This is a genomic window from Pseudomonas qingdaonensis (assembly GCF_018398475.1).
GTDB classification, from domain to species: domain Bacteria; phylum Pseudomonadota; class Gammaproteobacteria; order Pseudomonadales; family Pseudomonadaceae; genus Aquipseudomonas; species Aquipseudomonas palmensis.
Genome location: NZ_CP074676.1, coordinates 5,601,468 through 5,628,282 on the forward strand (window position 1 = coordinate 5,601,468; position 26,815 = coordinate 5,628,282).

Here is a 26,815-nt window from a genome sequence, read left to right on the forward strand (position 1 = left end):
CCCTTGTAGGAGCCAGCCTTGCTGGCGAAGCGGTATGGCGCGCTTAAACCGCCATCGGCGCCGTCATCGGCGCATGGTGCTCGTAGCCTTCCAGGCTGAAGTCGCTCGGCTCGATCTTCTCCAGCCACTCCGGCTCGTACACACCCGTCTTGGCATACTCCGGGACACGCTCGGAGATCACCAGCTTCGGCGCCGCCAGCGGCTCGCGCTTGAGCTGTTCGGTGAGCATGTCCAGGTGGTTCTCGTACACGTGCGCATCACCGATGAAGTAGGTGAACCAGCGCGGCGTGTAGCCGGTCAGGCGGCCCACCAGCGACAGCAGCGCGGCGCCTTCGGTGAGGTTGAACGGCGTGCCCAGGCCCAGGTCGTTGGAGCGGATGTAGAGGGTCAGGGAAATCTCCTTGGTCTCCACATTCGGGTGGAATTGGTACAGCAGATGGCACGGCGGCAACGCCATCTCGTCCAGCTGCGCACAGTTCCAGCCATGGAACAGGATGCGGCGGCTGCCCGGGTCGTTGTGGATGGTGTCGATGCACTGGCGAATCTGGTCGATGGCCTTGTACAGCACCACGAACGCCTCGCCCTCTTCTTCTGCCTCGGCAATCTTCACGAAGCCATTGCTCTGCGCCAGCTCGATGGCCGCCGGGTTGCTCAGCGGGATGCGCTTGTAGGCCGGCCACTGGCGCCATTGCACGCCGTAGATCTCGCCCAGGTCGTCATGCCCCTGGCGGAACGGGTTGGCCAGCCACTGGGCGTTCTCGTTGGCGTTCTGGTCCCAGACCTTGCAGCCCAGTTCACGGAATTCGCCGGCGTTCTTCACGCCACGCAGAAAGCCCACCATCTCGCCGATCGCCGACTTGAACGCCAGACGGCGGGTGGTGATGGCCGGGAAACCCTTCTGCAGGTCGAAACGCAGCATGGCGCCCGGCAGGCTGATGGTGCGCACGCCGGTACGGTTGCCCTGCAGGGTGCCGTTCTCGATCACATCACGCACCAGCTCTAGATATTGCTTCATGTCTTACCTGTCTCGATACCGGCAGGGGCCAGGCCCCTGCCGGGAAAATTAAAGCGCGGCGCCCTTGGCACTCGGCGCGCGGCGGTAGGCCAGCCAGATCAGCGCGATACCGGCGACGATCATCGGCACGCACAGCACCTGACCCATGGTCAGCCAGCCGAAGGCCAGGTAACCCAGCTGCGCATCCGGCACGCGCACGAACTCGACGATGAAGCGGAAGATGCCGTAGAACAGCGCGAACATCCCGGAAACCGCCATGGTCGGGCGCGGTTTGCGCGAGTACAGCCACAGAATCAGGAATAGTGCCACACCTTCCAGGGCGAACTGGTACAGCTGCGACGGGTGACGCGGCAATTGTGCCGGGTCGCTGAACGGCGGGAACACCATGGCCCACGGCACGTCGGTGGCCTTGCCCCACAGCTCGGCGTTGATGAAGTTGCCGATGCGCCCGGCACCCAGGCCGATCGGCACCAGCGGCGCAACGAAGTCCATCAGCTCGAAGAACGACTTGTTGTTGCGCTTGCCGAACCACAGCGCCGCCAGCATCACGCCGATGAAGCCGCCATGGAACGACATGCCGCCCTTCCACACCTCGAAGATCAGCGTCGGGTTGGCCAGGTACGCGCTCAGGTCATAGAACAGCACGTAGCCCAGGCGCCCGCCGACAATCACGCCCATGGACAGCCAGAACACCAGGTCGGAGAGTTTCTCGCGGCTCCAGGTGAGGTCGAAGCGGTGCAGCCGGCGCGACGCCAGCAGCCACGCGCCGCCGATGCCGATCAGGTACATCAGGCCGTACCAGTGGATTTTCAGCGGCCCGATGGCCAGTGCCACGGGATCGATCTGCGGGTAAGGCAGCATGGTGACTCCTCTCGTTAAAGCAAAAAGCTCAGGCCTACACAGAACAGCAGTGCGGCGAACAGCCGCTTGAGCAGGCGTGGCGACAGTTTATGCGCCAGGCGCGCACCGAAACGGGCAAAGAACATGCTGGTCAGGGCAATCCCGAGCAGCGCCGGCAAATACACGAAGCCCAGGCTGTTGGGCGGCAGGTGCGCCTCGTCCCAGCCCAGCACGATGAAACTCAGGGCACTGGCCACCGCAATCGGAAAACCACAGGCCGAGGACGTGGCCACCGCCTGCTGCATGGGCAGGCTGCGCCAGGTCAGGAAGGGCACGGTGAGCGAGCCGCCGCCGATGCCGAAGATCGCCGAGGCCCAGCCCACCACGCCGCCGGCGGCGGTCAGGCCAAGCTTGCCGGGTACGCCGCGGCTGGCCTTGGGCTTGAGGTCCAGGGCCATCTGCACGGCCACCAGCAGGGCGAACACGCCGATGATCTTCTGCAGGTGCGGGCCCTGGATCAGCGAGGCGGTCTTGGCCCCTACCCCGGCGCCGAGCAGGATGCCCACGGTCATCCACACGAAGATCGGCCACTGCACCGCACCACGGCGGTGGTGCTCGAGGATGGCGTTGACCGAGGTGAAGACAATGGTCGCCAGCGACGTGCCGACTGCCAGGTGGGTCAGCACCGAGGCGTCGAAGCCCTGCAGGGTGAAGCTCAGCACCAGCACCGGCACGATGATGATGCCGCCGCCCACGCCGAACAGCCCGGCCAGTACACCTGCACAGGCGCCCAGCACCAGATAGATCACAAATTCCATTGTCGACCCCCAAAATCAGTTCGGCATGGTAACGGAAGGTGGGCCTGTGGCTCTAGTGAAGACACGTTTAGTCGATGGATAGCGAACGCCAGTGTGGGTAGAGTGGCTGAAAACACTGGGAGCGAACCTATGTGTCTGATTGCTTTTGCATGGCGCCCGGGGCATGCCCGGCCGCTGATCGTCGCGGCCAACCGTGACGAGTTCTATGCCCGCCCCAGCCAGGCGCTGGGGGCGTGGGAGGATGCGCCGGGGGTATATGCCGGACGTGACCTGGAAGCTGGCGGCAGCTGGCTAGGGGTCGGACCGGGCGGGCGCTTTGCGGCGCTGACCAATATTCGGGACCCGCAGCAGGCGCAGGGTGCGCGCTCGCGCGGCGAGCTGGTGGCGGGGTTTCTGCGCGGCGAGCTGGGGGTGGAGGCTTACCTGGACCATGTGGCCAGCCGCAGCAGCCAGTATTCGGGATTCAACCTGCTGGTAGGGGACGCCGGGCAGCTGGGGTACCTCAATGCGCAGGAGGCGGCGCCGGTGCTGCTGGCCGAGGGGGTGTACGGCTTGTCGAATGCCGGGCTGGATACGCCGTGGCCGAAACTGCTGAAGATGCGGGCTGCGCTCGAAGACCAGCTGCAGGACCCGCGACCACAGCGGCTGCTGGCGTTGCTGGGGGATGAGCAGCAGGCCGAAGAGGCCGAGCTGCCGCAGACCGGTGTGGGGCTGGCGACCGAGCGGTTGCTGTCGAGCGTGTTCATTGCCAGCCAGAACTACGGGACGCGGGCGAGTACGGTGTTGATTGTCGAGGCGGATGGCAGCAGGTTGATGGTGGAGCGCAGCTTTGGGCCGTTTGGAGGGCAGCTGGGAGAGGTCACCCTGCAGGTTTGACGCTTTCGCCGGCAAGGCCGGCTCCTACATCGACCTCCTGTAGGAGCCGGCCTTGCCGGCGAAGGGCCGCGAAGCGGTCCCGGCTTCACAGGGTCTTGGAAGCCCCAGGATTGATCATCCGCGACAGCCCCAGGTTCTTCAGCGCCAGTTGCAGCGAGCTGTGGATAACCTGCGGGTTATCGATACCCATCGCCTGCTCCAGCAATTCCCTGGATTTGCTCATGCTGATCTGACGCAGCATCCATTTCACTTTCGGCAGGTTGGTGGCGTTCATCGACAGGCTGTCGAAGCCCATGGCCATCAGCAGCACCGCCGCTGCCGGGTCGCCAGCCATCTCGCCACAGATGCTCACCGGCTTGCCCTCGGCATGCGCCGCGGTCACCACGTGCTGCAAGGCCTGCAGCACCGCAGGGTGCAGGTAGTCATAGAGGTCGGCCACCCGCGGGTTGTTGCGGTCGACCGCCAGCAGGTACTGGGTCAGGTCGTTGGACCCCACCGACAGGAAGTCGACCATGCGCGCCAGCTCGCGGGTCTGGTAGACCGCCGCCGGAATCTCGATCATGACCCCCACAGGCGGCATCGGCACGTCGGTGCCTTCGTCGCGCACCTCGCCCCAGGCGCGGTGGATCAGGTGCAATGCCTCTTCCAGTTCGTGTATCCCGGAGATCATCGGCAGCAGGATGCGCAGGTTGTTCAGGCCTTCGCTGGCCTTGAGCATGGCGCGGGTCTGCACCAGGAAGATCTCCGGGTGGTCCAGCGTCACGCGGATACCGCGCCAACCCAGGAACGGGTTGTCCTCCTTGATCGGGAAGTACGACAGCGCCTTGTCACCCCCGATGTCCAGGCTGCGCATCGTCACCGGCAACGGGTGGAAGGCCGCCAGTTGCTCGCGATAGATCGCCAGCTGCTCCTTTTCGCTGGGGAAGCGCTGGTTGATCATGAACGGCACTTCGGTACGGTACAGCCCCACCCCTTCGGCGCCGCGCTGCTGCGCCCGCGCCACGTCGGCCAGCAGCCCGGTATTGACCCACAGCGGCATGCGGTAGCCATCGAGCGTCTCGCACGGCAGTTCGCGCAAGGCGTCCAGGCCCTGGGCCAGCTGGCGCTCCTCCTCGACCACTTCGGTGTAGTGCTTGCGCAGCACTTCGCTGGGGTTGGTGTAGACGTCGCCCTTGTAGCCGTCGACGATCATCTGGATGCCGTCGACCTTCGAATATGGCAGATCGACCAGGCCCATCACCGTGGGGATGCCCATGGCACGCGCCAGGATCGCGACGTGGGAGTTGCCCGAGCCGAGAACCGACACCAGCCCCACCAGCTTGCCTTCGGGTACTTCGCCGAGCATGGCCGGGGTCAGCTCTTCGCTGATCAGGATGGTGTTGTCGGGGTACACCAGGGTCAGCTGGCGGGCTTCCTGCAGGTAGGCCAGCAGGCGCCGGCCCAGGTCTTTGACATCGGAGGCGCGCTCGCGCAGGTAGGCGTCGTCCATCAGCTCGAAGCGGTTGACGTGCTCGCCCACCACCTGGCGCAAGGCGCCCTGGGCCCACTGGCCGGTCTTGATGACCTCCACCACCTCGCCGCCCAGGGCGACGTCTTCGAGCATCATCAGGTACACGTCGAACAGCGCACGCTCTTCGGGGCGCAGCTGGGTGGCGAGCTTGGCCGAGAGGTTGCGCATGTCGCTGCGCACGCCTTCGAGGGCGTTGTTGAACAGTTTGAGTTCGGCGTCGATGTCGGTGACGGTCTTGTCCGGCACCACGTCCAGGTCGGCCGGCGGCAGCATCACCACCGCCGTGCCCACCGCCGCCCCCGGCGAGCCCGGCACGCCGACGAACTTGGCTTCCTGGATACCCTTGCCCTGGCGCCCCAGGCCGCGAATCGAGCCGGTGGCCTCGGCATGGGCGATAACCCCGGCCAGCTGCGCACTCATGGTGACCAGGAAGGCTTCTTCGCCCTCGTCGAACTGGCGACGTTCCTTCTGCTGGATGACCAGCACGCCCACCACGCGGCGGTGGTGGATGATGGGTGCACCGAGGAAGGAGGCAAAGCGCTCTTCGCCGGTTTCGGCAAAGTAGCGATAACGCGGGTGATCGGCGGCGTTTTCCAGGTTCAGCGGTTCTTCGCGGGTACCCACCAGGCCCACCAGGCCTTCGTTGGGGGCCATGCTGACCTTGCCGATGGAGCGCTTGTTCAGGCCCTCGGTGGCCATCAGCACGAAGCGGTTGCTCTCCGGGTCGAGCAGGTAGACGGAACACACCTGGCTGCCCATGGCTTCTTTGACGCGTAACACAATGATCCCCAACGCCGTCTTGAGATCCTTGGCGGAGTTAACTTCCTGGACGATCTTGCGCAGCGTATTGAGCATGGCTCGGGGTCGAACTCCGTCGTCAGTCGCGCGCCAGCAGGCGCGGGGCAAGCTCTTTGAGAGCGCGGCGGTAAACCTCGCGCTTGAATGTCACCACCTGGCCCAACGGATACCAATAGCTGACCCAGCGCCACCCATCGAATTCCGGTTTACCGGTCAAATCCATCCGCACCCGCTGCTCGTTGGACACCAGGCGCAGGAGGAACCATTTCTGTTTCTGGCCGATGCACAGCGGTTGGCTGTGGGTACGCACCAGGCGTTGGGGTAAACGATAACGCAACCAGCCACGGGTGCAGGCAAGAATTTCAACATCCTGCCGCTCCAGGCCCACTTCTTCATTCAGCTCGCGGTACAGGGCGTCTTCCGGCGTTTCCTCGGGGTTGATCCCGCCTTGTGGAAACTGCCAGGCATCCTGGTTGATCCGTCGAGCCCATAGCACCTGCCCGAGATCATTGGTCAGAATGATCCCGACATTGGGGCGAAAACCATCGGGGTCGATCACGGCAGCAACCTCGCAAACGCATGTCGCCGCATTGTTCCACAAAGCTTGCAACGCCAGCAACGCGCCGCTCCACCTTATGTGCATAGCAGATAAAAGTCCGTATTCTGTGGGCCTTTTCAGATGTTATGCGAGTGACTTCGATGCGCCTGGCTTTATTCGATCTGGACAACACGCTTCTGGGTGGCGACAGCGACCACGCCTGGGGCGATTACCTGTGCGAACGCGGGATTCTCGACCCCATCGCCTACAAGAACCGCAACGATGCGTTCTACCAGGACTACCTGGCCGGCAAGCTGGACCAGGGCGCCTACCTTGAATTCACCCTGGAGATCCTGGCCAGGACCGAAATGGCGCAACTCGACGAATGGCACCGCGACTTCATGCGCGACTGCGTCGAGCCGATCATCCTGCCCCAGGCCCTGGCGCTGCTGCAAAAGCACCGTGACGCGGGCGACAAGCTGGTGATCATCACCGCCACCAACCGCTTCATCACCGGCCCGATTGCCCAGCGCCTGGGCGTGGAGACCCTGCTGGCCACCGAGTGCGAGATGGTCGACGGTCGCTACAGCGGGCGCAGCATCGACGTGCCGTGCTTCCGTGAAGGCAAGGTGACGCGCCTGAACCGCTGGCTCGAAGAGAATGGCTTGAACCTGGACGACAGCTACTTCTATAGCGACTCGATCAACGACCTGCCGCTGCTGGAGCAGGTGGCCAACCCGGTGGCGGTGAACCCGGACCCGACCCTGCGTGCCGAAGCCGAGAAACGCGGCTGGCCGGTGATCAGCCTGCGCGATTGAGGTGTGACCATTCGCCGGCAAGGCCGGCCCCTACAGCGCAACGGGTGTAGGAGCCGGCCTTGCCGGCGAAGGCATCAGACGGGTTTTGCACCCATCAGCCCGGCAATCGCGATGAAGCACACGGCGCAGAACACCGCCAGGCCCAGCGTCACCTTCGGGTTGCCTGCGCCCGGCGCCGTGCGCAGCCGGTTAAGGCGCACACTCAGCCAGAACCAGCAGAACGCCCCCACCGTATAGATCAGGCTGGAGCCCAGCACCCAGGTCTGCCCCAATGGCCAGCCGATCAGGTGCACCAGCCACCAGCCACTGAACGGCATGCTCACCAGGCATACGCCCATCAGCAACCATACGAACAGCAAAGGCCGCTGCAACAGGCGCGTGTGCGCAGTCACGTCACCCTTGCGTCGTGCCAGCCAGACCCACAGCGCCAGGCCCAGGGCACTGCCCAGCAGCACGACCGTGGCCAGTACGTGGGCGATTTTCAGGCTTGTCAGCAATTCCATGTCTTCTTATTCCTCAGGCGTTGCCCAACAGCGTAGCCGCTCAGCCCAGAAACAGCCGGTACGCCGGGTTGTCGGTTTCATCCCAGTACGGGTAGCCGATCTTGGCCAGTGCCGCCGGCACCAGGTGGCGCTCATCATCCGGCACCTGCAGCCCGGCCACCACGCGACCATCGGCCGCGCCATGGTTGCGGTAGTGGAACATCGAGATGTTCCAGCGCCCACCCAGCTTGTTGAGGAAGTTGAACAGCGCGCCCGGCCGCTCCGGGAACTCGAAGCGCAGCACCAGCTCGTCGCTGACCCGCGCAGCGTGCCCGCCCACCATGTGGCGGATGTGCAGCTTGGCCAGCTCGTTGTCGGTCAGGTCCAGCACCGGAAAACCCTGCGCGGTCAGGCTGTGCAGCAGGGCACTGCGCGGGTCGGTGTCGGGGTGGGTCTGCACCCCGACAAAGATGTGCGCCTCGCCGTCGGCGTGGTAGCGGTAGTTGAATTCGGTGATCTGGCGCTTGCCGATGGCCTCGCAGAACGCCTTGAAGCTGCCCGGCTGTTCGGGGATGGTCACTGCGATGATCGCCTCGCGGCCCTCGCCCAGTTCGGCGCGCTCGGCCACATGGCGCAGGCGGTCGAAGTTCACGTTGGCACCGGAATCGATGGCCACCAGGGTCTGCCCGGTCACACCTCGCAGCTCAACGTATTTCTTGATGCCGGCAACGCCCAGCGCGCCGGCAGGTTCGGTGATCGAGCGGGTATCGTCGTAGATGTCCTTGATGGCCGCGCAGATCTCGTCGGTGCTGACGGTGATCACCTCGTCCACATGATCCTTGCAGATGTCGAAGGTGTGCTGGCCGATCTGCGCCACCGCCACGCCATCGGCGAACAGGCCCACCTGGGGCAGCACCACGCGCTCGCCGGCGGCCATGGCGGCCTGCAGGCAGTTGGAGTCGTCCGGCTCGACGCCGATCACCTTGATCTCGGGGCGCAGGTATTTGACGTAGGCGGCAATGCCGGCGATCAGGCCGCCGCCGCCCACCGGCACGAAGATCGCGTCCAGCGGCCCGGGGTGCTGGCGCAGGATCTCCATGGCCACGGTGCCCTGCCCGGCGATGGTGTGCGGGTCGTCATAGGGGTGGATATAGACGAAGCCCTTTTCGTCCACCAGCTTGAGCGAGTAGGCCAGCGCCTCGGGGAACGAATCGCCATGCAGCACCACCTTGGCGCCCCGCGAGCGCACGCCTTCGACCTTGATCTCGGGGGTGGTCTTGGGCATCACGATGGTGGCCTTGATCCCCAGTTCACGGGCGGCCAGCGCCAGGCCCTGGGCATGGTTGCCGGCCGAGGCGGTGACCACGCCCCGCGCCAGTTCCTCGGCGCTCAACTGCGCCAGCTTGTTGTAGGCGCCGCGGATCTTGAACGAGAACACCGGCTGCAGGTCCTCGCGCTTGAGCAGCACGTGGTTGCCCAGGCGCTTGCTGAGCTGGCCGGCCGGTTGCAGCGGGGTTTCGACGGCGACGTCATAGACGCGCGAGGTGAGGATCTTCTTGACGTACTGTTCGAGCATCGGGAACGCATCACTGGGCAGCTGGGCGGGGCCTCGGAGTCTACCGCAGCGCCCGGTCGGGCGACCACAGCCAGTCTGTGGTTTTAGCCGCTATACTACGCGCCCTCACGATACCCCTGCCCGCTCCGGAGCCCGCATGACCCAGGACCAACTCAAACAGGCTGTCGCCCAGGCCGCTGTCGATTTCATTCTGCCCAAGCTCGATGACAGGAGCATCGTCGGCGTCGGCACCGGTTCGACCGCCAACTGCTTCATCGACGCCCTGGCGCTGCACAAGGGTGCGTTCGATGGTGCGGTCGCCAGCTCCGAGGCCACGGCTGCACGCCTGAAGGGCCACGGCATTCCGGTGTACGAGCTGAACACGGTCAGCGACCTGGAGTTCTATGTGGACGGTGCCGACGAGAGCGACGAGCGCCTGAACCTGATCAAGGGCGGTGGCGCAGCCCTGACCCGCGAGAAGATCGTCGCGGCCGTGGCCAAGACCTTCATCTGCATTGCCGACGCGAGCAAGCTGGTGCCGGTACTGGGCGCCTTCCCGCTGCCGGTCGAGGTGATCCCGATGGCGCGCAGCCATGTGGCACGTCAGCTGGTGAAACTGGGCGGCGACCCGGTGTACCGCGAAGGCGTGGTGACCGACAACGGCAACATCATCCTGGACGTGTTCAACCTGCAGATCACCAACCCGGTGGAGCTGGAAACCCAGATCAACGCGATCGTGGGCGTGGTGACCAACGGCCTGTTCGCGGCGCGCCCGGCGGACCTGCTGCTGCTGGGGACCGCGGACGGCGTGAAGACCCTGACCAGGTAAGCTTGCGGGGCGGCCTCATCGCGGGCCAAGCCCGCTCCCACAGGTTCGGTGTGATCTTGTGGGAGCGGGCTTGACCCGCGATACAGCCTACTCGGTCTTCTTGAATACGTAGAACAGGTTCGGCTCGCTCACCACATACAGCGTCCCGGCATCGTCCAGCGCAATCCCCTCGGCCTGCGGCACGCTCGCCTTCAACCCGGCAGACCCCTTGCGCAGCGACAGGCTGCTGATCGGCTTGCCCTTCACGTCCAGCTCCAGCACCAGTTGCGATTCGTCCGACAGGGCCAGCAGATGCCCGCTGCGCTCGTCGAACTGCAAGCTCGACAGGTCTCTCACGAACAACCGCGAATCACGCTTGCGGTCCTGCACCACGTGCACCGCATAGGGCTGCTCCGGATTGTCATGGGGAAACCCGTGCACCTCGTAGATCAGCATCGGGTCGCGCTCCTTGGCCACGAACAGGCGCTTGCCGCCCGAGTCGTAGGCCAGCCCCTCGAAACCCTTGTTGCCGTTCAGGCCGATGCCCAGGGTAAGCTGCTCGGCATCCTTGGCATCCAGGAACGCGGTATCGGGCGCCACATGCACCCGGATCAGGCGCTGCTCGCGCTCGTCGGTGATCACGAAACTGCCCGGCCCCACATACTCCACCGCCTCGGGGTCGCCGAAACCGGTCAGGGGGATGCGCCGCACGATGCGCCCCTCCAGCGACAGCTCGATCAGCTCGGGGTTCTTGTTGGTGACCGTGTACAGGCTGTTGCGGTCCGGGTCGAAGGTCAGCGCCGAAATATCCGCCTCCAGCCCCTCGACCGGGCGTGCCTCGACCACCACCTGGTAGCGGCTCAGCCCCATGCCCTGCTCGGCCGGCTGCCACCAGGCCTTGAGGTCGAACCAGGCACGCTCGAACACGCGGTGCTGCTGCCCCGCCACGCCCAGGGCGGCAAGGGCCAGCAGACTGAAAACAAGAAAGACCAGGGGCAGGTAACGACGCATTCGGGAAGACTCGGCAGGGTTCGGGCGTCATCTAACCATAGCCAACTGAATCGAAGCTTAATGCCACTATGCGGGAGTCACTGCTTGCGAAAGCGGTAGAACAGGTTCGGCTCACTGACGATGTACAGGGTGCCCTGGTCGTCCATGGCCACGCCCTCGGCGCGAGGGATGCGCTTTTTCAGGCCGTTGAAACCGCCGAGCAGGGTCATGAAGCTGACCTGCTCGCCCCGCTCGTCCAGCTCCAGCAGCATGTTCGAGTCGGCCGACAGCACCAGCATGTGCCCGGTACGCGGGTCGACCCCCAGCGCCGAGAGGTTGCGCAGGTCCAGCTCGTCACTGGGCAGCGGCTGCTTGTCGCCGGTCAGCGGCGAACGGCCGTCGGTGCGCCAGGTGAACAGCCGCGGCGGACGCTCCTCGCCCAGCACGAGGCGCTGGTTGCGCGGGTCCCAGGCAATCGCCTCGAAGGCCTTGTTCTGATTGGCCGAAGGGCCCAGGTCGTATTGCGTGAAATCCTTGATGTTCAGTGCCTGGGTGCTGTCGTCCAGGCTGACGATGGTCATGGTGTGATCACGCTCGTCGACAATGGCCAACCGCCCGTCCGCCAGCACCGCAACCCCCTCGGGGTTGCTCCAGCCGTGAAGTGGCAGCTTGCGCAACACATCGCCGTCCAGGGTCAGCTCGACCAGGAACGGGTTCTTGCCCATGACGGCGAACAGGGTCTTGCGCTTTGGGTCGTAGGCCAGGTCGGAGGCCTCGTCGTCCTCCATGCCCGGCAGCACCTTGGCGTCGATATCGACCGTATAGCCCGGCAGCCAGATACTGGCCTGCTGTTCGCTCACCGACTCGAAACGCTCCTGCAGCCACAGCAGGCCACGGTCGTCCCAGTGCATGGCGATAGCCACGCCATAGCCGATCACCGCAGCCGTCACCAGCCAGGTAGACCAGCGCAACAGGAGACGACGCTTGCGCACAGGAGGGAGCGAACCGCTGGAAGGATAAGGTGTGGCCATCAGGTATTCCCGTTGTTTTTTTAGCCTGGCACGCAACACGCAGGCACGTTCACAAGGTTGATTCGCGGGGATTATCCGGATCATTTGTGAAAAAAACGGCAACGCCCGATCAAAGGCCGGGGAAAAGGTGGCAGTCGGCTATCGACTGCCACCCGGGGCAGGTCAGCGAACGCTGCCCTCGAAACGGCTCACACCGGGCAGTTCCAGCACCAGCTCATCGCCAGCGCTCAGCGGCCCGACGCCGGCCGGCGTACCGGTAAGAATCACGTCACCCGCCTGCAGCGCGAACTGCGAGGCCATGTGCTGGATCATCGGCACGATCGGGTTGAGCATCAGCGCGCTGTTGCCGTCCTGGCGCACCTCGCCGTTGATGCTCAGGCGAATGCCGATATCGGCCAGGTCCTCGAATGTGCTGCCAACCACGAAGGGCGTCAGCACGCAGGCGCCGTCGAAGCACTTGGCGCGCTCCCAGGGCAGGCCCTTTTCCTTGAGCTGCGCCTGCAGGTCACGCAGGGTCAGGTCCAGTGCCGGGGCGAAGCCGGAGATGGCGTCGAGCACTTCTTCTTCGGTAGGCGCCGGCGACAGCGACTTGCCCAGCAGCACCGCGATTTCCGCCTCGTAGTGCACCGAGCCACGCTCGGCCGGGATCTTGAACCCGCCTTCCAGCGATACCACGCAACTGCCCGGCTTGATGAACAGCAGCGGCTCGGTCGGAATCGGGTTGTCCAGCTCTTTGGCGTGCTCGGCGTAGTTGCGACCGATGCACACCACCTTGCCCACCGGCAGATGAGTACGCGTGCCGTCTACATACTGGTGCTGATAGTTCATTGCCGACTCCTGGAACGATGTTATTGGCGCTGCGGGGTTCACTCGACGGCGAAGATCTTGCCCGGGTTCATGATCCCGTTGGGGTCGAACACCGCCTTCACTGCCTTCATGTACTCGATCTCGACCGGCGAACGGCTGTAGGTCAGGTAGTCACGCTTGGTCATGCCCACGCCGTGTTCGGCCGAAATCGAGCCGTTGTACTTCTCTACCGTCTCGAACACCTGCTTGTTGACCACCGCGCAACGGGAGAAGAACTCGTCCTTGCTCATGTCGTCGGGCTTGAGGATGTTCAGGTGCAGGTTGCCGTCGCCGATGTGGCCGTACCACACCACCTCGAAGTCGGGGTAGCGTTCGGCGACGATCGCGTCGATATCCTTGAGGAACGCCGGCACCTTCGACACGGTTACCGAAATGTCGTTCTTGTACGGGGTCCAGTGCGAGATGGTCTCGGAGATGTACTCGCGCAGCTTCCACAGGTTCTGCAGTTGCTGCTGGCTCTGGCTCATCACGCCGTCCAGTACCCAGCCCTGCTCGACGCAGTGCTCGAAGGTGGCCAGGGCTTCGTTGGCCACTTCCTCGGTGCTGGCTTCGAATTCCAGCAGCGCGTAGAACGGGCAATCGGTCTCGAACGGCGCAGGCACGTCACCGCGGCCCAGCACCTTGGCCAGGGCCTTGTCGGAAAGAAATTCGAAGGCGGTCAGGTCGAGCTTGCCACGGAAGGCGTGCAGCACCGGCATGATGGAGTCGAAATCAGGCGTGCCCAGCACCATCGCGGTGAGGTTGTTGGGTGCCCGGTCCAGGCGCATGGTGGCCTCGACCACGAAGCCCAGGGTACCTTCGGCGCCGATGAACAGCTGGCGCAGGTCGTAGCCGGTGGCGTTCTTGATCAGGTCCTTGTTCAGCTCGAGCAGGTCGCCCTTGCCGGTCACGACCTTGAGGCCAGCTACCCAGTTGCGGGTCATGCCGTAGCGAATCACCTTGATACCGCCGGCATTGGTGCCGATATTGCCGCCAATCTGGCTGGAACCTGCCGACGCGAAGTCGACCGGGTAGTACAGGCCCTTGTCCTCGGCAAAATTCTGCAGCTGCTCGGTGATCACGCCAGGCTGGCACACCACGCTGCGGTCGAATTCGTTGAAGTCGAGAATCTGGTTCATGTAGTCGAACGCCACCACCACTTCGCCATTGGCAGCTACTGCTGCAGCCGACAGGCCGGTGCGCCCGCCCGACGGCACCAGGGCGACCTGGCGCTGGTTGGCCCAGCGCACGATGGCCTGAACCTGTTCGGTGCTCTTGGGGAACACGATGGCCAGGGGGGCTGGAGCAAAATGCTTGGTCCAGTCCTTGCCGTACGCATCAAGTGAAGCAGCGTCGGTCAGGACCTTTCCAGGCTCAACCAGGGTCATCAGCTCATCCAACAGCGCACGATCGGTCATCTACAGAACTCTCGAACAATTCATGGTCACCCTGAGCACGTTTCACGTGCCAGGGATGGGCGTAAACAGGGGTGCCTATGCTAGCATACGCACCCCCGCAGATCGTGCCGAAAGCCGATGCTGCGAGCGCTTCTTTCCCTGCCATTTTTCTCCGGGACACAGGTTTACGCAGATGAGCAAGACTTCTCTCGATAAGAGCAAGATCAAGTTCCTTCTCCTCGAAGGCGTCCACCAATCCGCCGTGGACGTCCTCAAGGCCGCCGGGTACAGCAACATCGAATACCTCACCGGCTCCCTGCCGGATGCGCAACTGAAGGAAAAGATCGCCGATGCCCACTTCATCGGCATTCGCTCTCGCACCCAGCTGACCGAAGAGGTCTTCGACTGCGCCAAGAAACTGGTCGCTGTCGGCTGTTTCTGCATCGGCACCAACCAGGTCGACCTGGACGCCGCTCGCGAGCGCGGCATCGCCGTGTTCAACGCGCCTTACTCCAACACCCGTTCGGTTGCCGAGCTGGTACTGGCCGAAGCGATCCTGCTGCTGCGCGGCATCCCCGAGAAGAACGCTTCCTGCCACCGTGGCGGCTGGATCAAGAGCGCGGCCAACTCCTTCGAGATCCGTGGCAAGAAGCTGGGCATCGTCGGCTACGGCTCGATCGGCACCCAGCTGTCGGTACTGGCCGAAAGCCTGGGCATGCAGGTGTTCTTCTTCGACCCGCTGACCAAGCTGCCGCTGGGCAACGCGACCCAGGTCGCCAGCCTGCACGAGCTGCTGGGCCTGGCCGACATCGTCTCGCTGCACGTTCCTGAGCTGCCATCCACCCAGTGGATGATCGGCGAGAAGGAAATCCGCGCGATGAAAAAGGGCGCGATCCTGATCAACGCCGCCCGTGGCACCGTGGTCGAGCTGGACCACCTGGCCGCCGCGATCAAGGACAAGCACCTGATCGGCGCCGCCATCGACGTGTTCCCGGTAGAGCCGCGCTCCAACGACGAGCAGTTCGAAAGCCCGCTGCGTGGCCTGGACAACGTGATCCTGACCCCGCACATCGGTGGTTCCACCGCCGAGGCCCAGGCCAACATCGGCCTGGAAGTGGCCGAGAAGCTGGTCAAGTACAGCGACAACGGTACCTCCGTGTCGTCGGTCAACTTCCCTGAAGTGGCCCTGCCGGCGCACCCGGGCAAGCACCGCCTGCTGCACATCCACCAGAACATTCCGGGCGTGCTCAGCGAGATCAACAAGGTGTTCGCGGAAAACTCGATCAACATCTCCGGTCAGTTCCTGCAGACCAACGAGAAGGTCGGCTACGTGGTGATCGACGTCGATGCCGAGTACTCGGACCTGGCGCAAGAGAAGCTGCAGCACATCAACGGCACCATCCGTTCGCGCGTGCTGTTCTAAACGCTTCGCCGGCAACGCCGATCCAAATGAAAAAGGCGACCCTCGGGTCGCCTTTTTTCATGCCCGCGATTTACTTCAAGGTCACGGTGATCTTCTTCGATTCCACGCTTGGCTTGAACGGCACGTGGAACTTGTCGCCCAGCACCAGTTGCAGGGTGTGCTTGCCAGGGGCCAGGGTCAGCTGGGTTTCGGTCTGCGCCTTGCCAAAGTGCAGTACCTGCGGGCCGGCGGGCAGCGGCTGGCCGTTTTCCGGCATCAGGCTGGTGGGCAGCACCTGGTCGGCAGCCGGCGCCTTGTCGACGTCCACCAGCAGGTGATGATGGCCGCTATGCGGGGTGGCGTCGCCGGCCGGCTTGAGTTCCATGCCTTCGATGCCAAACTTGACGGTGAAGGTCTTGTCGACGGTGGCGCCATCGGCCGGGGAAACGATGAATACCTTGGCATCCTTGGGTGGTGCCTGGCTCACCAGGCCTTCGGCGGCGGCCAGCGCGGACACGCCCATCAACAAACCAGCGACGGCAGCACGCGAAAATAGGCTTTTCATTCACTTCTCCTGTGATTTACTTCGGTAACCCTTACCCCTGAATACCAGGGCAACGGTTCATTACGATAGATCAATTGCGCCAAGGCAAGCTTTAAAAACGCCACGGAAAAATCTTCCCTGGCATCTAACATCCTCGGCCAAGTGCGGTCCTAGACACTGTTCGACCGCGACACACACAAAAAGTCGCGGCGACCGGACTCACTGCCAAAGACCAGGAAAGGGGCTTAGATGCGTTTGACTATTGGGGTACTGCTCACGGCCCTGCTGACCCCGTTGGCCCATGCCGAGCTGATCGACGAGGTCAACGATCGAAATGAACTGCGTATCGCGATCAGCGCCGATTCCTCGACCAATATCCGCAAGCAAGGCCAGTGGACCGGCTTCGAGATCGGGTTGGGCCAGGCGTTGGCCAAGGAGTTGGATGTAGGGGTGGAGTTCGTGCCCGTCGACCATGACGAGTTGCTGGACGGTGTGGAAAGCGGCCGTTACGACATCGCCCTGGACCAGATCACCGCCAGCCCCGAGCTCAAGCAGCGCCTGGGTGTCAGCGAACCCTATACCGACGGTGACGACGACAGACGCTATGTGATGCCCTTCCAGAAGGACAACCCGGCCTTCGAGAAAGCCTTGAACGCCGCCCTGCAGCGCATCAAGGACAACGGGCGCATGACCGAGCTGGCGCAGCAGGCGGCGCGGCCCGCTGTCGAGCCCCAGGCCCAGACCCACACCGAAGCGGCGGATGCTGCCGTGGACACCGACGCACCTTAAGCGTCGAGGGCTCCCAGGGCCTGCACGGCCGCGTCCAGCTCCAGTTCGCTGAACACCTGCACCCCGGCCCGGCGCAACAGCGCCGTGGTCACGCCCTCACCTTCCACCCTGGTGCCGCTGAACGTACCGTCATAGGTCAGCCGGTTGCCACAGGACGGGCTGCCCGACTTGAGCACGGCCACCCTTATGGCGTGGCGCTGCACCAGTGCCAGCGCCAGGTGCGCGCCCTGCACGAACGGCGCGGTCACGTCCTCGCCGGCTACCGTCACCACCCGGGCCTGGCCCTCCAGCACCGCACTGCCCTGCCCACCGGGAATTTCCGCAGGTGGCCGCGGGGTCGGCAGGCCGCCGGCGACCTCGGGGCACAACGGCACCACGCGACCCTCCCGCTGCCAGCCCTGGAGCACATCCGGATGCCCGCTGGCGCGACCGTCATAGCGCACCGGCTGCCCCAGCAGGCAGGCGCTGACCAGAACCTTGTGCATGCTAGAAGGGCTCGTTGCCGCGCCGACGGAACCAGCCGGTGAGCGACAACCGCTCGCGGTTGGCCGGCAGCACTTCGTGGGGGATCTCGCCGGAGAGGAACACCACCAGGCAACCGCCGGTCGGCTGCACATCGTGTTCCACATTGTCCTTGAGGGTCATGCGCAACTGCCCGCCATGTTCGGGCAGCCAGTCTTCGTTGAGGTAGATCACCGCCGAGACCATGCGCCGGTCGTCGTCGCGAAAGCGGTCCAGGTGCTTGCGGTAGAAGCCGCCGGGCGGGTACAGGGCGAAGTGGCACTCGAAGTCTTCCAGGCCCAGGAACAGGCCGCGGTTCATCGCTTCGCGCAGGCCGTCCATCAACCCCAGGTACTGGTCGCAGGCGTCCGAGTCACCGGGTTCGAGCCACTGGATATGGTCGTTGCGAATACCTTCGCGCACTTCCTGCGCGGGCCCTCGCCCGACCCCCGCAGGGGCCAGTTCGCCCTCGGCGGCGCGGCGGCGGCACTCGGCCGCCAGTGCCCGCGTCAGCGGGGCCGGCAGGAACAGGTCGTGCTGCGACCAGCCACGGGTGGCCAGGTCGTCGACGATGCGCGACAGCAAGGGGTGATCAAGGGATATCTGCATGCCGCGCATAGTATCGAGCCGCCAGCAAAACCGACAGCGCCACTTGGCCGAGAGTGTGCATTGGCGTCTCGACAAAGCCCCGCCGGGCCACGGACAATAGCGGCCTGCCGACAGGAGTCCTGAATGCGCCGTTTGTTTTTTCTGCTGTTGATGATCTGCACCACGCCTGTCCTGGCAGATACCCACGACCAACTGTACAAGGTTGCCGGGTGGCCGGAGCAGCGCGCCCACTTCACCGATGCCCTCGATGCCGCCCAGCAGCGCTATCGCAGCAGCCTGCCGCCTGCAGTCTTCCAGGCCCTGGTGAACAACAGCAACCAGCGTTTCGAACCCACCGCCGTCGACCGCCGCGCCGAAGCCCAGTTGCGCGCCAACCTCAGCGACCCCAAGCCTGCGCTGGCGTTTTTTCAATCCCCCCTGGGGCGCAAGATCGTGGCGGCCGAGCTGCTGGCCACCCGCCGTGACCAGTTGGCCAAGAATGCCAAGGGCCTGCCCAAGATCGAGGCCAGCGACAGCCGCCTGCTGATCATCGGCCACCTGGCCCAGGCCCTGCCGGCCCGCGAGGCCGGTGCCGAGGTCAGCCTGGCGATTGCCGGGGTGGCGGCCGACAGCCTGAGCCAGATGATCCCCGGCCTGCTCGGTGGCAGCCAGGCCCAGGGCCTGCTCGACGGGCAGCGCCAGCGCCTGATGCAGCAGATCGAGGCCGACCTGAACAACACCCTGCTGTATGTGTATCGCGGGCTGTCGGATGCCGAACTCGATGCCTTTGCAAGCTTTGCCGAATCGCCCGAAGGCAAGGCGTACTATGCCGCCGCCCTGGCCGCAATCCGGGCTGGCCTGGCGGTCGGTCAGAGCACCTCGGACCTGCAGTGATCAGCCCAGGCGCTGGCCGATGAAGGCAAAGTAGTCTCGGCGTATTGCCGGCAGTTCGTTGACCAGGTGGTGGCGGGCTTCGGGCATCAGCAGAATCTGCGGTTCGGCGAACTTGGCCTTGAGCACCTCAAGGTTGTACGGCCAGTCCACAGTCATGTCGGCCTGCCCCTGCACGATCAGCGGCTGGCGCGGGCTGCATGGCGCCACCTCGATACGTTTGACCCACGCCATCAGCGCCCCGACCCAGGCGGTGGGCAGGCGCCGCGGCTGCAGCGGGTCGGCCTGCAGGAACGGCAAAAAGGTCGGGTCGTTGCTGTTCTCGCTGAAGCGCCGCTCGATGCCGGTGACGAAGTGGCGCAGCACCTGATAGCTGAATTTCGACCAGCGCCACGCACGCGGGCGTACCAGCGGCGCCAGCAGGATCACCTGGCCCTGGGCCGGGCTGTGCGCGCCGTGGTGCAGCAGGTGGTCGACCAGGATGGCGCCGCCGGTGCTCTGCCCGCACAGGTGCCAGGGTTGCGGCAGGTTCAGCGCCTGGCCCTGCTCGAACAGCGCCTGCAGCACGTCCTGATACACCGCAAAGTCATCGATGCTGGCGCGCTCGCCACTGGACAGCCCATGGCCCGGCAGGTCGCAGGCGATGACCGCGAACTGCCGGGCCAGAGCCCATTCGATGGCGTGGCGGTAGAGGCCCATGTGGTCGTAGAAACCGTGCAGCAATACCAGCGTCGCCACAGGCGCGGCGGGCAGCCAGACCTGGGCGACCAGCTCGAAGCCTGCGGTGTCGAAACGCCCCAGCCAGCTGTCGACGCCGGGAATGTCCAGGCTGTAGAAATGCCGGTACGCCTGCGCCTGGGTCGACAACGGCTGACGCGCGGCCAGCGGTTGCAGGCTGGCACGCAGGGAGTCGGGCTGGAATGACGCGGGCATGGAAGTTACCAACAACGGGGCAAAGGATTGACCTGTGATATTCATCTGTTGCGAACGGCGTGGCAAGCTGGGGGACTTTTTTGTTGCCTGTGCCGCCCCCTCGCCCGTAGGCGCCGGCCTTGCCGGCGAAAAGATACACCCCTTTCCAGAATTGGTACCCCCGATGCCCCGCCACCTGCTCACCGGCCTCACCCTGCTCCTCTGCGCCGCCGGCCTGTGGTGGGCCTACGACAGCTTCCAGGGCCGCTACCTGCGCCCCTTCGACAACCACACCGCACTGTTCGCCGGCGACACTCTGCGCCTGCCGGAAGACATCGCCGGCCCCGGCCCCGGCCGCCTGGTGCACTTCTGGGACCCGGCCTGCCCCTGCAACGTCGGCAACCAGCAGCACCTGGCCGAGCTGACCGAGCACTTCGCCGCCCAGGGCGTGGAGTTCTACGTGGTGCAAAAGCCCGGTACCCACGGCCAACTGCCCGCCACCCTCGGCGCGCTCAAGCCACTGGCCGATCTGCCCGGCGCCGAGCACCTGCCGGCAAGCCCTGCGGTAGCGATCTGGGACCGCAACGGCCAGCTCGCCTACTTCGGCCCCTACAGCGAGGGTGCCACGTGCAATTCGAGCAACAGCTTCATCGAGCCCATTCTGCTGGCCCTCACCCAGGGCCGCAGCGTGAACGCCACCCACACCCTGGCGGTGGGCTGCTATTGCCCCTGGGCCGGCTAGCGTACCCGTGCCGGATTGCCCATCGCTGTCGCCCCCGCCGGCACATCGCGGGTCACCACTGCGCCCGCGCCGATGATCGCATCATCACCAATGCTCACCCCTGGCAGAATCAGCGCACCGGCACCGATCCACACGTTGCTGCCGATGTTCACCGGGCGCCCGCTCTCCAGCCCCGAACGGCGGATGGCCGGATCGCGCGGATGGTCGGCGGTGAGGATCTGCACACCGGGGCCGATCTGGCAGTCATCGCCGATGTGCACCTGCACCACGTCGAGGATCACGCAGTTGAAGTTGACGAACACGTTGGCGCCCAGCGTGATGTTGTAGCCGTAGTCGCAATGAAACGGCGGCCGGATCACCGCGCCTGCCCCCACCTTGGCGAAGTGCTCGACCAGCAGGGCATGACGCTGCTCGTTGAGCAGTTCGGGGGAATGGTTGTAGCGGTACATCCAGTGCTTGTTGGCGATCTGCTCGGCCTGCAGCTCGGGACAGCCGGCATGATAGAGCTGGCCGGCGAGCATTTTCTGCTTTTCACTGAGGTTCATCGGACCGTGGCTTCCTGGGATGGGTTAAGTTGCAGGGTCTATCCTGTGCCGAACATCTGACCGGCCAGGGCAAGGAACGATCCTCGCACAAGGAGCCCCGATGAAACGCAGCCTTACCCTTCTTGCGGTGCTCATCGCCGCCGTCGCCGGCGGCGGCTACTGGTATGCCCACAGCAAGTTGCCGCAACGCACCGGCGAAGTCACCGTGGCCGGCCTGCAGGCGCCGGTAAGCGTGCGCTACGACCAGCGCGGCGTACCGCACATCCAGGCGCAGAACGAAACCGACCTGTACCGCGCACTGGGCTACGTGCACGCCCAGGACCGCCTGTTCCAGATGGAAATCACCCGGCGCCTGGCCAATGGCGAACTGGCCGAGGTACTGGGCCCCAAGCTGGTGGAGACCGACACCCTGTTCCGCAGCCTGCGCATTGCCGAGCAGGCGCGCAGCATGGTCGCCCGCCAGGACAGGCAATCCCCGGCCTGGCTGGCCCTGCAAGCCTACCTGGAGGGCGTGAACGCCTGGCAGGACTCGCACCCCAGGCCCGTGGAGTTCGATGTGCTGGGCATCACACCGCGCCCGTTCACCGCCGAGGACACCCTGAGCATCGCAGGGTTCATGGCCTACAGCTTCGCCGCCGCGTTTCGTACCGAGCCGCTGCTGACCTACGTGCGCGATCACCTGGGCAAGTACTACCTCAGCGACTTCGACCTGGGTTGGGACCCCGAAGGCGCGGTGCAGACCCCGCCACACCTGGCCGCCGCCGACTGGCGCAGCCTGGGCCGCATCGCCCAGGTCAGCCACCAGGCGCTGGGCGATGCGGGCCTGCCGCAATTCGAGGGCAGCAACGCCTGGGCCGTCAGCGGCAGGCTCACCGCCAGTGGCAAGCCGCTGCTGGCGGGCGACCCGCATATTCGCTTCTCGGTGCCGTCGGTGTGGTACGAGGCCGAACTGTCGGCGCCGGGCTTTCACCTGTACGGCTACCACCAGGCGCTGAACCCGTTCGCCTCGCTGGGACACAACCGCGAGTTCGGCTGGAGCCTGACCATGTTCCAGAACGACGACCTCGACCTGATCGCCGAGCAGGTCAACCCGGACAACCCCGAACAGGTGAAGATCCACGGCCAGTGGCACGACCTCACCTCCACACAGCAGCAGGTCCGGATCAAGGGGGAAGACCCGCTCACCCTCACCCTGCGCCGCTCGCCGCACGGGCCGATCATCAACCCCGCCGTCAGTGGGCATGAAAACGGCACGCCGATCGCGATGTGGTGGGCATTCCTGGAAACCGAGAACCCGATCCTGGAGGCCTTTTACGACATCAACCGCGCCAACACCCTGGACAGGATGCGTGCGGCCGCCGCCAAGATCCACGCCCCCGGCCTCAACCTGGTATGGGCCAACGCACAGGGCGATATCGGCTGGTGGGCGGCAGCGCAGTTGCCGATCCGCCCGGATGGGGTGAACCCGGCGTTCATTCTCGACGGCAGCACGGCCCAGGCCGACAAGCTCGGCTTCTACCCGTTCAGCGCCAACCCGCAGCAGGAGAACCCCGCCGCGGGCTACATCGTCTCGGCCAACTTCCAGCCGGTGTCGCCCACCGGCATGGTCATCCCCGGCTACTACAACCCGCCGGACCGCGGCCGCCAGCTCAACAACAACCTGGCCTCGCCCGGCGTGAAGTGGGACCTGCACAACAGCCAGGCGTTGCAGCTGGACACGGCCACCGCCTATGGCCCGCACCTGCTCACACCGCTGCTGTCGGTACTGCGCCAGGTGGTCACCGACGTACACGAGCGCGAGCTGGTCGAGCAACTGGCCGCGTGGCGCGGCGACTACCCGGTGGAATCGACCAGCGCCACACTGTTCAACCAGCTGCTGTACGAATTCGCCCGCGCCGCCACCCATGACGAGCTCGGTGACGAATGGTTCGAGACGCTGCTGTCGACGCGCATGGTGGATACCTTGCTGCCGCGCCTGGCCGCGGACGTGGATTCGCAGTGGTGGGCGCGCAAGGGCAGCAACGCGCACAGTGACCGCGAAACGGTGGTCAAGCTGGCCTGGGACAACACCCTGGCGCACCTGCGCACCACCCTGGGCAAGGACCCGGCGAACTGGCAGTGGGGCAAGGCGCACACGTTGACCCACGGGCACCCGCTGGGTGCGCAGAAGCCGCTGAACCTGCTGTTCAACGTGGGGCCATTCGCGGCGCCGGGCGCGCATGAGGTACCGAACAACCTGTCATCCAGAATCGGCCCGGCACCGTGGCCGGTGACCTACGGGCCATCGACGCGGCGCGTGATCGATTTCGCCGATGCGGGGGCGGCGCTGAGCATCAACCCGCTCGGGCAGAGCGGCGTGGTGTTCGACAGGCACTATGCCGATCAGGCGCAGGACTATATCGACGGCAGGTATCAGCGGGCGCTGATGGGGTTGGCGGGGGAGACCGAGGGGACGTTGCGGCTGGTGCCCTAGTGCTGCTGTGCAGCCCATCGCGGGTCACGCCCGCCCCCACAGGGGTCTGCGGTGTTCGCAAAACCTGTGGGAGCGAGCGTGACCCGCGATGGCTTTTTCAGATCAGGCCGAGACCTGCGCCGCAGTGGCGCGGCGCACGTCCGGCTGCTTCCACGAATCCGCGGCGCTTTCTTCGATGGCTTGCTGGATCGCGCGCTTGCGGCGCTCTTCGGCACGGCGGCTGAAGTACCAGACCATGAAGGTCACCAGCGACACGCTGAGCAGGATCAGGCTGGCCACCGCGTTGATCTCCGGCTTCACGCCCAGGCGCACCGCCGAGAACACTTCCATCGGCAAGGTGGTCGAACCCGGCCCGGACACGAAGCTGGCCAGCACCAGGTCGTCCAGCGACAGTGCGAACGACATCATGCCGCCCGCCGCCAGCGACGGCGCGATCATCGGGATGGTGATCAGGAAGAACACCTTCCACGGCCGCGCGCCCAGGTCCATGGCCGCCTCTTCGATGGACAGGTCCAGCTCGCGCAGGCGGGCCGACACCACCACCGCCACATAGGCGGCGCAGAACGTGGTGTGAGCGATCCAGATGGTGACGATGCCGCGCTCCTGCGGCCAGCCGATCATCTGCGCCATGGCCACGAACAGCAGCAACAGCGACAGACCGGTGATCACCTCAGGCATTACCAGCGGTGCGGTGACCAGGCCACCGAACAGCGTGCGCCCCTTGAAGCGGGTCACGCGGGTCAGTACGAACGCCGCCAGGGTACCCAGCGCCACCGCGGCCACCGCGGTGTAGCAGGCGATCTCCAGCGAGCGCATCACCGAGCCCATCAGCTGGGTGTTGTCGAGCAGGCCCACGTACCACTTCACCGACCAGCCCCCCCACACCGTCACCAGCTTGGAGGCGTTGAACGAGTAGATCACCAGGATCAGCATGGGCAGGTAGATGAACAGCAGGCCTACCACCAACATCAGTTTGGAGAAACTGAAACGCTTCATGCCCTGCCCTCCATCTCTTTGGCCTGGCTGCGGTTGAACAGCAGGATGGGCACGATCAGGATTGCCAGCATCACCACCGCCAGGGCGGATGCCACCGGCCAGTCACGGTTGTTGAAGAATTCCTGCCACAGCACCTTGCCGATCATCAGGGTTTCCGGGCCGCCCAGCAGCTCGGGGATCACGAACTCGCCCACCACCGGGATGAACACCAGCATGCAGCCGGCCACGATGCCGTTCTTGGACAGCGGCACGGTGATTTTCCAGAAGCTGTTGAAGGTGCTCGAACCCAGGTCGGACGCCGCTTCCAGCAGGCTCTGGTCGTGTTTGACCAGGTTGGCGTAGAGCGGCAGGATCATGAACGGCAGGTACGAATAGACCACGCCGATATACACCGCTAGGTTGGTGTTGAGGATCTGCAGCGGCTGATCGATCAGCCCCAGCCACATCAGGAAGGCATTGAGCAGCCCGTTGTTGCTGAGGATGCCCATCCACGCATACACGCGGATCAGGATCGCCGTCCAGGTCGGCATCATGATCAGCAGCAGCAACACGGTCTGCATTTCCTTGCGCGCGTTGGCGATGGCGTAGGCCATCGGGTAGCCGATCGCCAGGCACAGGATCGTGCTGATCAGGGCCATCTTCAACGAGCCCAGGTAGGCCGCGATGTACAGCTCGTCCTCGGTCAACAGGCCATAGTTGGCCAGGTTGAGTACCAGCTGCACCTTGTCTTCGAGGTAGGTGAAGATCTCGGTGTACGGCGGGATCGCCACGTCGGCTTCGGCAAAGCTGATCTTCAGCACGATGAAGAACGGCAGCATGAAGAACAGGAACAGCCACAGGAACGGCACCCCGATCACCAGGTGACGCCCTTCGGGTATCAATCGCTGAAACGCTCGCTTGAGCTTGCGCGCTGTCATGACCGCAGGACCACGCCGCTGTCGTCTTCCCACCACACGTAGACCTGGTCATCCCAGGTCGGCCGGGTGCCCTGGCGCTCGGCGTTGGCGACGAACGACTGCACGATCTTGCCGCCTGGCAGCTCCACGTAGAACACCGAATGGCCACCCAGGTAGGCGATGTCGTGCACCTTGCCATGGGACCAGTTGAACTCGAAGCTCGGCTGCTCGGTGGTCACCAGCAGTTTTTCCGGACGCAGCGCATAGGTGATGCGCTTGTCTTCGACCGAGGTGGTCACACCGTGGCCCACGTAGATCTTGCGCTCGAGCTCGGGGCTGGCGATCAGCGCGTGGCCCTCGGCGTCCTCGACCACTTCGCCTTCGAACAGGTTGACGTTGCCGATGAACTCGCACACCAGGCGGCTGGTGGGGGTTTCGTAGATATCGATGGGGCTGCCGATCTGGGCAATCCAGCCCAGGTGCATGATCGCGATGCGCTGGGCCATGGTCATGGCCTCTTCCTGGTCGTGGGTCACCATCACGCAGGTCACGCCCACGCGCTCGATGATCTCCACCAGTTCCAGCTGCATCTGCGAACGCAGTTTCTTGTCCAGCGCACCCATCGGCTCGTCGAGCAGCAGCAGCTTGGGCCGCTTGGCCAGCGAACGGGCCAGGGCCACACGCTGACGCTGGCCACCGGAGAGCTGGTGCGGCTTGCGCTTGGCGTACTGGGTCATGTGCACCAGCTTGAGCATCTCGGCCACCCGCGCCTCGATCTCGTCCTTGCTCATGCGGTCCTGCTTGAGGCCGAAGGCGATGTTGTCGGCCACGCTCATGTGCGGGAACAGCGCGTAGGACTGGAACATCATGTTGATCGGCCGCTCGTAGGGCGGCATATCGGTGATGTCCACGCCATCGAGGAAGATCCGCCCTTCGGTCGGGCGCTCGAACCCTGCCAGCATGCGCAGCAAGGTGGACTTGCCCGAGCCGGAGCCACCGAGCAGCGCGAAGATCTCGCCCTTCTTGATCTCCAGGGACACATCGTCCACCGCTACGGTTTCGTCGAACTTCTTTGTAACCCGGTCGATCTTGACCAGCACCTGTTTAGGTTGCTGATCGCCTTCTAGGGCTTTCTTATAGGCACCGGAGGCAACTGCCATGTGTGAAACTCCCAACAAGATTTTGGTGCCCGCCCCTGCCGTGACGGGCCCTGG

The 26,815-nt window shown here is 64.7% G+C and carries 27 protein-coding genes; 8 read left to right on the plus strand and 19 right to left on the minus strand.

The features are described from left to right. Positions 1-43 precede the first annotated feature (43 nt). The 3 genes from KH389_RS25635 to KH389_RS25645 are packed head-to-tail and all read right to left on the minus strand — an operon-like array spanning position 44 to position 2,673. The gene (locus KH389_RS25635) at positions 44-1,015 is read right to left on the minus strand and encodes a thymidylate synthase (RefSeq protein ID WP_213606489.1); all 972 of its coding nucleotides are present in this window, start codon (positions 1,013-1,015) and stop codon (positions 44-46) included. Between the two features lie 48 nt (positions 1,016-1,063). Continuing rightward, complete coding sequence (gene lgt, locus KH389_RS25640) at positions 1,064-1,876, minus strand: prolipoprotein diacylglyceryl transferase (protein WP_213606491.1); 813 nt, start codon at positions 1,874-1,876, stop codon at positions 1,064-1,066. A gap of 14 nt (positions 1,877-1,890) precedes the next feature. Then, complete coding sequence (locus KH389_RS25645; protein ID WP_043863452.1) at positions 1,891-2,673, minus strand: sulfite exporter TauE/SafE family protein; 783 nt, start codon at positions 2,671-2,673, stop codon at positions 1,891-1,893. A 129-nt stretch (positions 2,674-2,802) separates the two neighbouring features. Between KH389_RS25645 and KH389_RS25650 the strand changes: the two genes are divergently transcribed. Next, positions 2,803-3,549 (plus strand): NRDE family protein, encoded by a 747-nt coding sequence (locus tag KH389_RS25650; RefSeq protein ID WP_116052393.1) that lies wholly within the window; start codon positions 2,803-2,805, stop codon positions 3,547-3,549. A gap of 85 nt (positions 3,550-3,634) precedes the next feature. On the opposite strand, the gene ptsP is transcribed toward KH389_RS25650, so the two are convergent. Then, complete coding sequence (ptsP, locus tag KH389_RS25655) at positions 3,635-5,914, minus strand: phosphoenolpyruvate--protein phosphotransferase (protein ID WP_043863450.1); 2,280 nt, start codon at positions 5,912-5,914, stop codon at positions 3,635-3,637. Between the two features lie 22 nt (positions 5,915-5,936). Further along, positions 5,937-6,416, minus strand: a complete 480-nt coding sequence (locus KH389_RS25660; protein ID WP_043863449.1) for an RNA pyrophosphohydrolase — start codon at positions 6,414-6,416, stop codon at positions 5,937-5,939. A gap of 140 nt (positions 6,417-6,556) precedes the next feature. Between KH389_RS25660 and KH389_RS25665 the strand changes: the two genes are divergently transcribed. Further along, positions 6,557-7,213 carry a histidinol-phosphatase gene (locus tag KH389_RS25665; RefSeq protein WP_043863448.1) on the plus strand — a complete coding sequence of 219 codons (657 nt, stop codon included), beginning with the start codon at positions 6,557-6,559 and terminating at the stop codon, positions 7,211-7,213. A 74-nt stretch (positions 7,214-7,287) separates the two neighbouring features. On the opposite strand, the gene KH389_RS25670 is transcribed toward KH389_RS25665, so the two are convergent. Together KH389_RS25670 and ilvA are read right to left on the minus strand one after the other, a co-directional pair. Then, positions 7,288-7,716: a DUF2269 family protein gene (locus KH389_RS25670; RefSeq protein WP_043863447.1), complete on the minus strand. Its 429-nt coding sequence runs from the start codon at positions 7,714-7,716 to the stop codon at positions 7,288-7,290. Positions 7,717-7,756: 40 nt separating this feature from the next. Next, positions 7,757-9,271: a threonine ammonia-lyase, biosynthetic gene (gene ilvA / locus KH389_RS25675; protein ID WP_054915520.1), complete on the minus strand. Its 1,515-nt coding sequence runs from the start codon at positions 9,269-9,271 to the stop codon at positions 7,757-7,759. Positions 9,272-9,407: 136 nt separating this feature from the next. On the opposite strand from ilvA, the gene rpiA reads away from it, so the two are divergent. Next, positions 9,408-10,079: a ribose-5-phosphate isomerase RpiA gene (rpiA, locus tag KH389_RS25680; RefSeq protein WP_213606493.1), complete on the plus strand. Its 672-nt coding sequence runs from the start codon at positions 9,408-9,410 to the stop codon at positions 10,077-10,079. Between the two features lie 87 nt (positions 10,080-10,166). Here rpiA and KH389_RS25685 read toward each other — a convergent pair whose 3' ends face one another. The 4 genes from KH389_RS25685 to KH389_RS25700 all read right to left on the minus strand — a co-directional run bounded on the left by KH389_RS25685 (position 10,167) and on the right by KH389_RS25700 (position 14,343). Continuing rightward, positions 10,167-11,069: an SdiA-regulated domain-containing protein gene (locus KH389_RS25685; RefSeq protein WP_213606495.1), complete on the minus strand. Its 903-nt coding sequence runs from the start codon at positions 11,067-11,069 to the stop codon at positions 10,167-10,169. A gap of 77 nt (positions 11,070-11,146) precedes the next feature. Beyond that, entirely contained in the window at positions 11,147-12,079 is a 933-nt protein-coding gene (locus KH389_RS25690; protein ID WP_213606497.1) for an SdiA-regulated domain-containing protein, read from the minus strand. A 162-nt stretch (positions 12,080-12,241) separates the two neighbouring features. Beyond that, positions 12,242-12,907, minus strand: a complete 666-nt coding sequence (locus KH389_RS25695) for a fumarylacetoacetate hydrolase family protein (protein ID WP_043863442.1) — start codon at positions 12,905-12,907, stop codon at positions 12,242-12,244. Positions 12,908-12,945: 38 nt separating this feature from the next. After that, positions 12,946-14,343, minus strand: a complete 1,398-nt coding sequence (locus tag KH389_RS25700; RefSeq protein WP_043863441.1) for an FAD-binding oxidoreductase — start codon at positions 14,341-14,343, stop codon at positions 12,946-12,948. A 172-nt stretch (positions 14,344-14,515) separates the two neighbouring features. Between KH389_RS25700 and serA the strand changes: the two genes are divergently transcribed. Beyond that, positions 14,516-15,745, plus strand: a complete 1,230-nt coding sequence (gene serA / locus KH389_RS25705; protein WP_043863440.1) for a phosphoglycerate dehydrogenase — start codon at positions 14,516-14,518, stop codon at positions 15,743-15,745. A gap of 70 nt (positions 15,746-15,815) precedes the next feature. On the opposite strand, the gene KH389_RS25710 is transcribed toward serA, so the two are convergent. After that, complete coding sequence (locus KH389_RS25710) at positions 15,816-16,289, minus strand: DUF4399 domain-containing protein (protein ID WP_213606499.1); 474 nt, start codon at positions 16,287-16,289, stop codon at positions 15,816-15,818. A gap of 228 nt (positions 16,290-16,517) precedes the next feature. On the opposite strand from KH389_RS25710, the gene KH389_RS25715 reads away from it, so the two are divergent. Further along, positions 16,518-17,057 (plus strand): transporter substrate-binding domain-containing protein, encoded by a 540-nt coding sequence (locus KH389_RS25715; RefSeq protein ID WP_116052395.1) that lies wholly within the window; start codon positions 16,518-16,520, stop codon positions 17,055-17,057. Here the strand turns inward: KH389_RS25715 and KH389_RS25720 are convergent. Both KH389_RS25720 and KH389_RS25725 read right to left on the minus strand, forming a co-directional pair. Beyond that, entirely contained in the window at positions 17,054-17,542 is a 489-nt protein-coding gene (locus tag KH389_RS25720; protein WP_100634264.1) for a 2-thiouracil desulfurase family protein, read from the minus strand. The genes KH389_RS25715 and KH389_RS25720 overlap by 4 nt on opposite strands. A 1-nt stretch (position 17,543) precedes the next feature. Next, a complete protein-coding gene (locus KH389_RS25725; protein WP_043863436.1) occupies positions 17,544-18,176 on the minus strand; it encodes a 2OG-Fe(II) oxygenase in 633 nt (210 codons plus the stop codon). A gap of 114 nt (positions 18,177-18,290) precedes the next feature. On the opposite strand from KH389_RS25725, the gene KH389_RS25730 reads away from it, so the two are divergent. Then, on the plus strand, positions 18,291-19,040 hold the full coding sequence (locus KH389_RS25730; RefSeq protein WP_043863435.1) for a DUF2059 domain-containing protein: 750 nt from the start codon (positions 18,291-18,293) through the stop codon (positions 19,038-19,040). On the opposite strand, the gene bipL is transcribed toward KH389_RS25730, so the two are convergent. Continuing rightward, on the minus strand, positions 19,041-19,970 hold the full coding sequence (bipL, locus tag KH389_RS25735) for a phospholipase BipL (protein ID WP_058541761.1): 930 nt from the start codon (positions 19,968-19,970) through the stop codon (positions 19,041-19,043). A 163-nt stretch (positions 19,971-20,133) separates the two neighbouring features. On the opposite strand from bipL, the gene KH389_RS25740 reads away from it, so the two are divergent. Next, entirely contained in the window at positions 20,134-20,691 is a 558-nt protein-coding gene (locus KH389_RS25740; RefSeq protein WP_213606501.1) for a DUF6436 domain-containing protein, read from the plus strand. Here KH389_RS25740 and KH389_RS25745 read toward each other — a convergent pair. Further along, on the minus strand, positions 20,688-21,236 hold the full coding sequence (locus KH389_RS25745) for a sugar O-acetyltransferase (protein WP_043863432.1): 549 nt from the start codon (positions 21,234-21,236) through the stop codon (positions 20,688-20,690). The genes KH389_RS25740 and KH389_RS25745 overlap by 4 nt on opposite strands. Positions 21,237-21,336: 100 nt before the next feature. Between KH389_RS25745 and KH389_RS25750 the strand changes: the two genes are divergently transcribed. Next, positions 21,337-23,709 carry a penicillin acylase family protein gene (locus tag KH389_RS25750; RefSeq protein WP_213606503.1) on the plus strand — a complete coding sequence of 791 codons (2,373 nt, stop codon included), beginning with the start codon at positions 21,337-21,339 and terminating at the stop codon, positions 23,707-23,709. A 102-nt stretch (positions 23,710-23,811) separates the two neighbouring features. Here the strand turns inward: KH389_RS25750 and KH389_RS25755 are convergent, their stop codons facing one another. The 3 genes from KH389_RS25755 to KH389_RS25765 are packed head-to-tail and all read right to left on the minus strand — an operon-like array spanning position 23,812 to position 26,761. After that, on the minus strand, positions 23,812-24,705 hold the full coding sequence (locus KH389_RS25755) for an ABC transporter permease subunit (protein ID WP_043863430.1): 894 nt from the start codon (positions 24,703-24,705) through the stop codon (positions 23,812-23,814). Next, on the minus strand, positions 24,702-25,583 hold the full coding sequence (locus KH389_RS25760) for an ABC transporter permease subunit (protein WP_173925095.1): 882 nt from the start codon (positions 25,581-25,583) through the stop codon (positions 24,702-24,704). The genes KH389_RS25755 and KH389_RS25760 overlap by 4 nt, the downstream gene beginning before the upstream one ends. Before the next feature lie 35 nt (positions 25,584-25,618). Further along, a complete protein-coding gene (locus KH389_RS25765) occupies positions 25,619-26,761 on the minus strand; it encodes an ABC transporter ATP-binding protein (protein ID WP_043863428.1) in 1,143 nt (380 codons plus the stop codon). Positions 26,762-26,815: the final 54 nt, after the last annotated feature.

Excerpts from the sequence above, each read along its gene's own strand:
- KH389_RS25635 (WP_213606489.1), bottom strand. The coding sequence starts at position 1,015 with ATGAAGCAATATCTAGAGCTGGTGCGTGATGTGATCGAGAACGGCACC.
- lgt (WP_213606491.1), bottom strand. The coding sequence starts at position 1,876 with ATGCTGCCTTACCCGCAGATCGATCCCGTGGCACTGGCCATCGGGCCG.
- KH389_RS25645 (WP_043863452.1), bottom strand. The coding sequence starts at position 2,673 with ATGGAATTTGTGATCTATCTGGTGCTGGGCGCCTGTGCAGGTGTACTG.
- KH389_RS25650 (WP_116052393.1), top strand. The coding sequence starts at position 2,803 with ATGTGTCTGATTGCTTTTGCATGGCGCCCGGGGCATGCCCGGCCGCTG.
- ptsP (WP_043863450.1), bottom strand. The coding sequence starts at position 5,914 with ATGCTCAATACGCTGCGCAAGATCGTCCAGGAAGTTAACTCCGCCAAG.
- KH389_RS25665 (WP_043863448.1), top strand. The coding sequence starts at position 6,557 with ATGCGCCTGGCTTTATTCGATCTGGACAACACGCTTCTGGGTGGCGAC.
- KH389_RS25670 (WP_043863447.1), bottom strand. The coding sequence starts at position 7,716 with ATGGAATTGCTGACAAGCCTGAAAATCGCCCACGTACTGGCCACGGTC.
- ilvA (WP_054915520.1), bottom strand. The coding sequence starts at position 9,271 with ATGCTCGAACAGTACGTCAAGAAGATCCTCACCTCGCGCGTCTATGAC.
- rpiA (WP_213606493.1), top strand. The coding sequence starts at position 9,408 with ATGACCCAGGACCAACTCAAACAGGCTGTCGCCCAGGCCGCTGTCGAT.
- KH389_RS25685 (WP_213606495.1), bottom strand. The coding sequence starts at position 11,069 with ATGCGTCGTTACCTGCCCCTGGTCTTTCTTGTTTTCAGTCTGCTGGCC.
- KH389_RS25690 (WP_213606497.1), bottom strand. The coding sequence starts at position 12,079 with ATGGCCACACCTTATCCTTCCAGCGGTTCGCTCCCTCCTGTGCGCAAG.
- KH389_RS25695 (WP_043863442.1), bottom strand. The coding sequence starts at position 12,907 with ATGAACTATCAGCACCAGTATGTAGACGGCACGCGTACTCATCTGCCG.
- KH389_RS25700 (WP_043863441.1), bottom strand. The coding sequence starts at position 14,343 with ATGACCGATCGTGCGCTGTTGGATGAGCTGATGACCCTGGTTGAGCCT.
- serA (WP_043863440.1), top strand. The coding sequence starts at position 14,516 with ATGAGCAAGACTTCTCTCGATAAGAGCAAGATCAAGTTCCTTCTCCTC.
- KH389_RS25710 (WP_213606499.1), bottom strand. The coding sequence starts at position 16,289 with ATGAAAAGCCTATTTTCGCGTGCTGCCGTCGCTGGTTTGTTGATGGGC.
- KH389_RS25715 (WP_116052395.1), top strand. The coding sequence starts at position 16,518 with ATGCGTTTGACTATTGGGGTACTGCTCACGGCCCTGCTGACCCCGTTG.
- KH389_RS25720 (WP_100634264.1), bottom strand. The coding sequence starts at position 17,542 with ATGCACAAGGTTCTGGTCAGCGCCTGCCTGCTGGGGCAGCCGGTGCGC.
- KH389_RS25725 (WP_043863436.1), bottom strand. The coding sequence starts at position 18,176 with ATGCGCGGCATGCAGATATCCCTTGATCACCCCTTGCTGTCGCGCATC.
- KH389_RS25730 (WP_043863435.1), top strand. The coding sequence starts at position 18,291 with ATGCGCCGTTTGTTTTTTCTGCTGTTGATGATCTGCACCACGCCTGTC.
- bipL (WP_058541761.1), bottom strand. The coding sequence starts at position 19,970 with ATGCCCGCGTCATTCCAGCCCGACTCCCTGCGTGCCAGCCTGCAACCG.
- KH389_RS25740 (WP_213606501.1), top strand. The coding sequence starts at position 20,134 with ATGCCCCGCCACCTGCTCACCGGCCTCACCCTGCTCCTCTGCGCCGCC.
- KH389_RS25745 (WP_043863432.1), bottom strand. The coding sequence starts at position 21,236 with ATGAACCTCAGTGAAAAGCAGAAAATGCTCGCCGGCCAGCTCTATCAT.
- KH389_RS25750 (WP_213606503.1), top strand. The coding sequence starts at position 21,337 with ATGAAACGCAGCCTTACCCTTCTTGCGGTGCTCATCGCCGCCGTCGCC.
- KH389_RS25755 (WP_043863430.1), bottom strand. The coding sequence starts at position 24,705 with ATGAAGCGTTTCAGTTTCTCCAAACTGATGTTGGTGGTAGGCCTGCTG.
- KH389_RS25765 (WP_043863428.1), bottom strand. The coding sequence starts at position 26,761 with ATGGCAGTTGCCTCCGGTGCCTATAAGAAAGCCCTAGAAGGCGATCAG.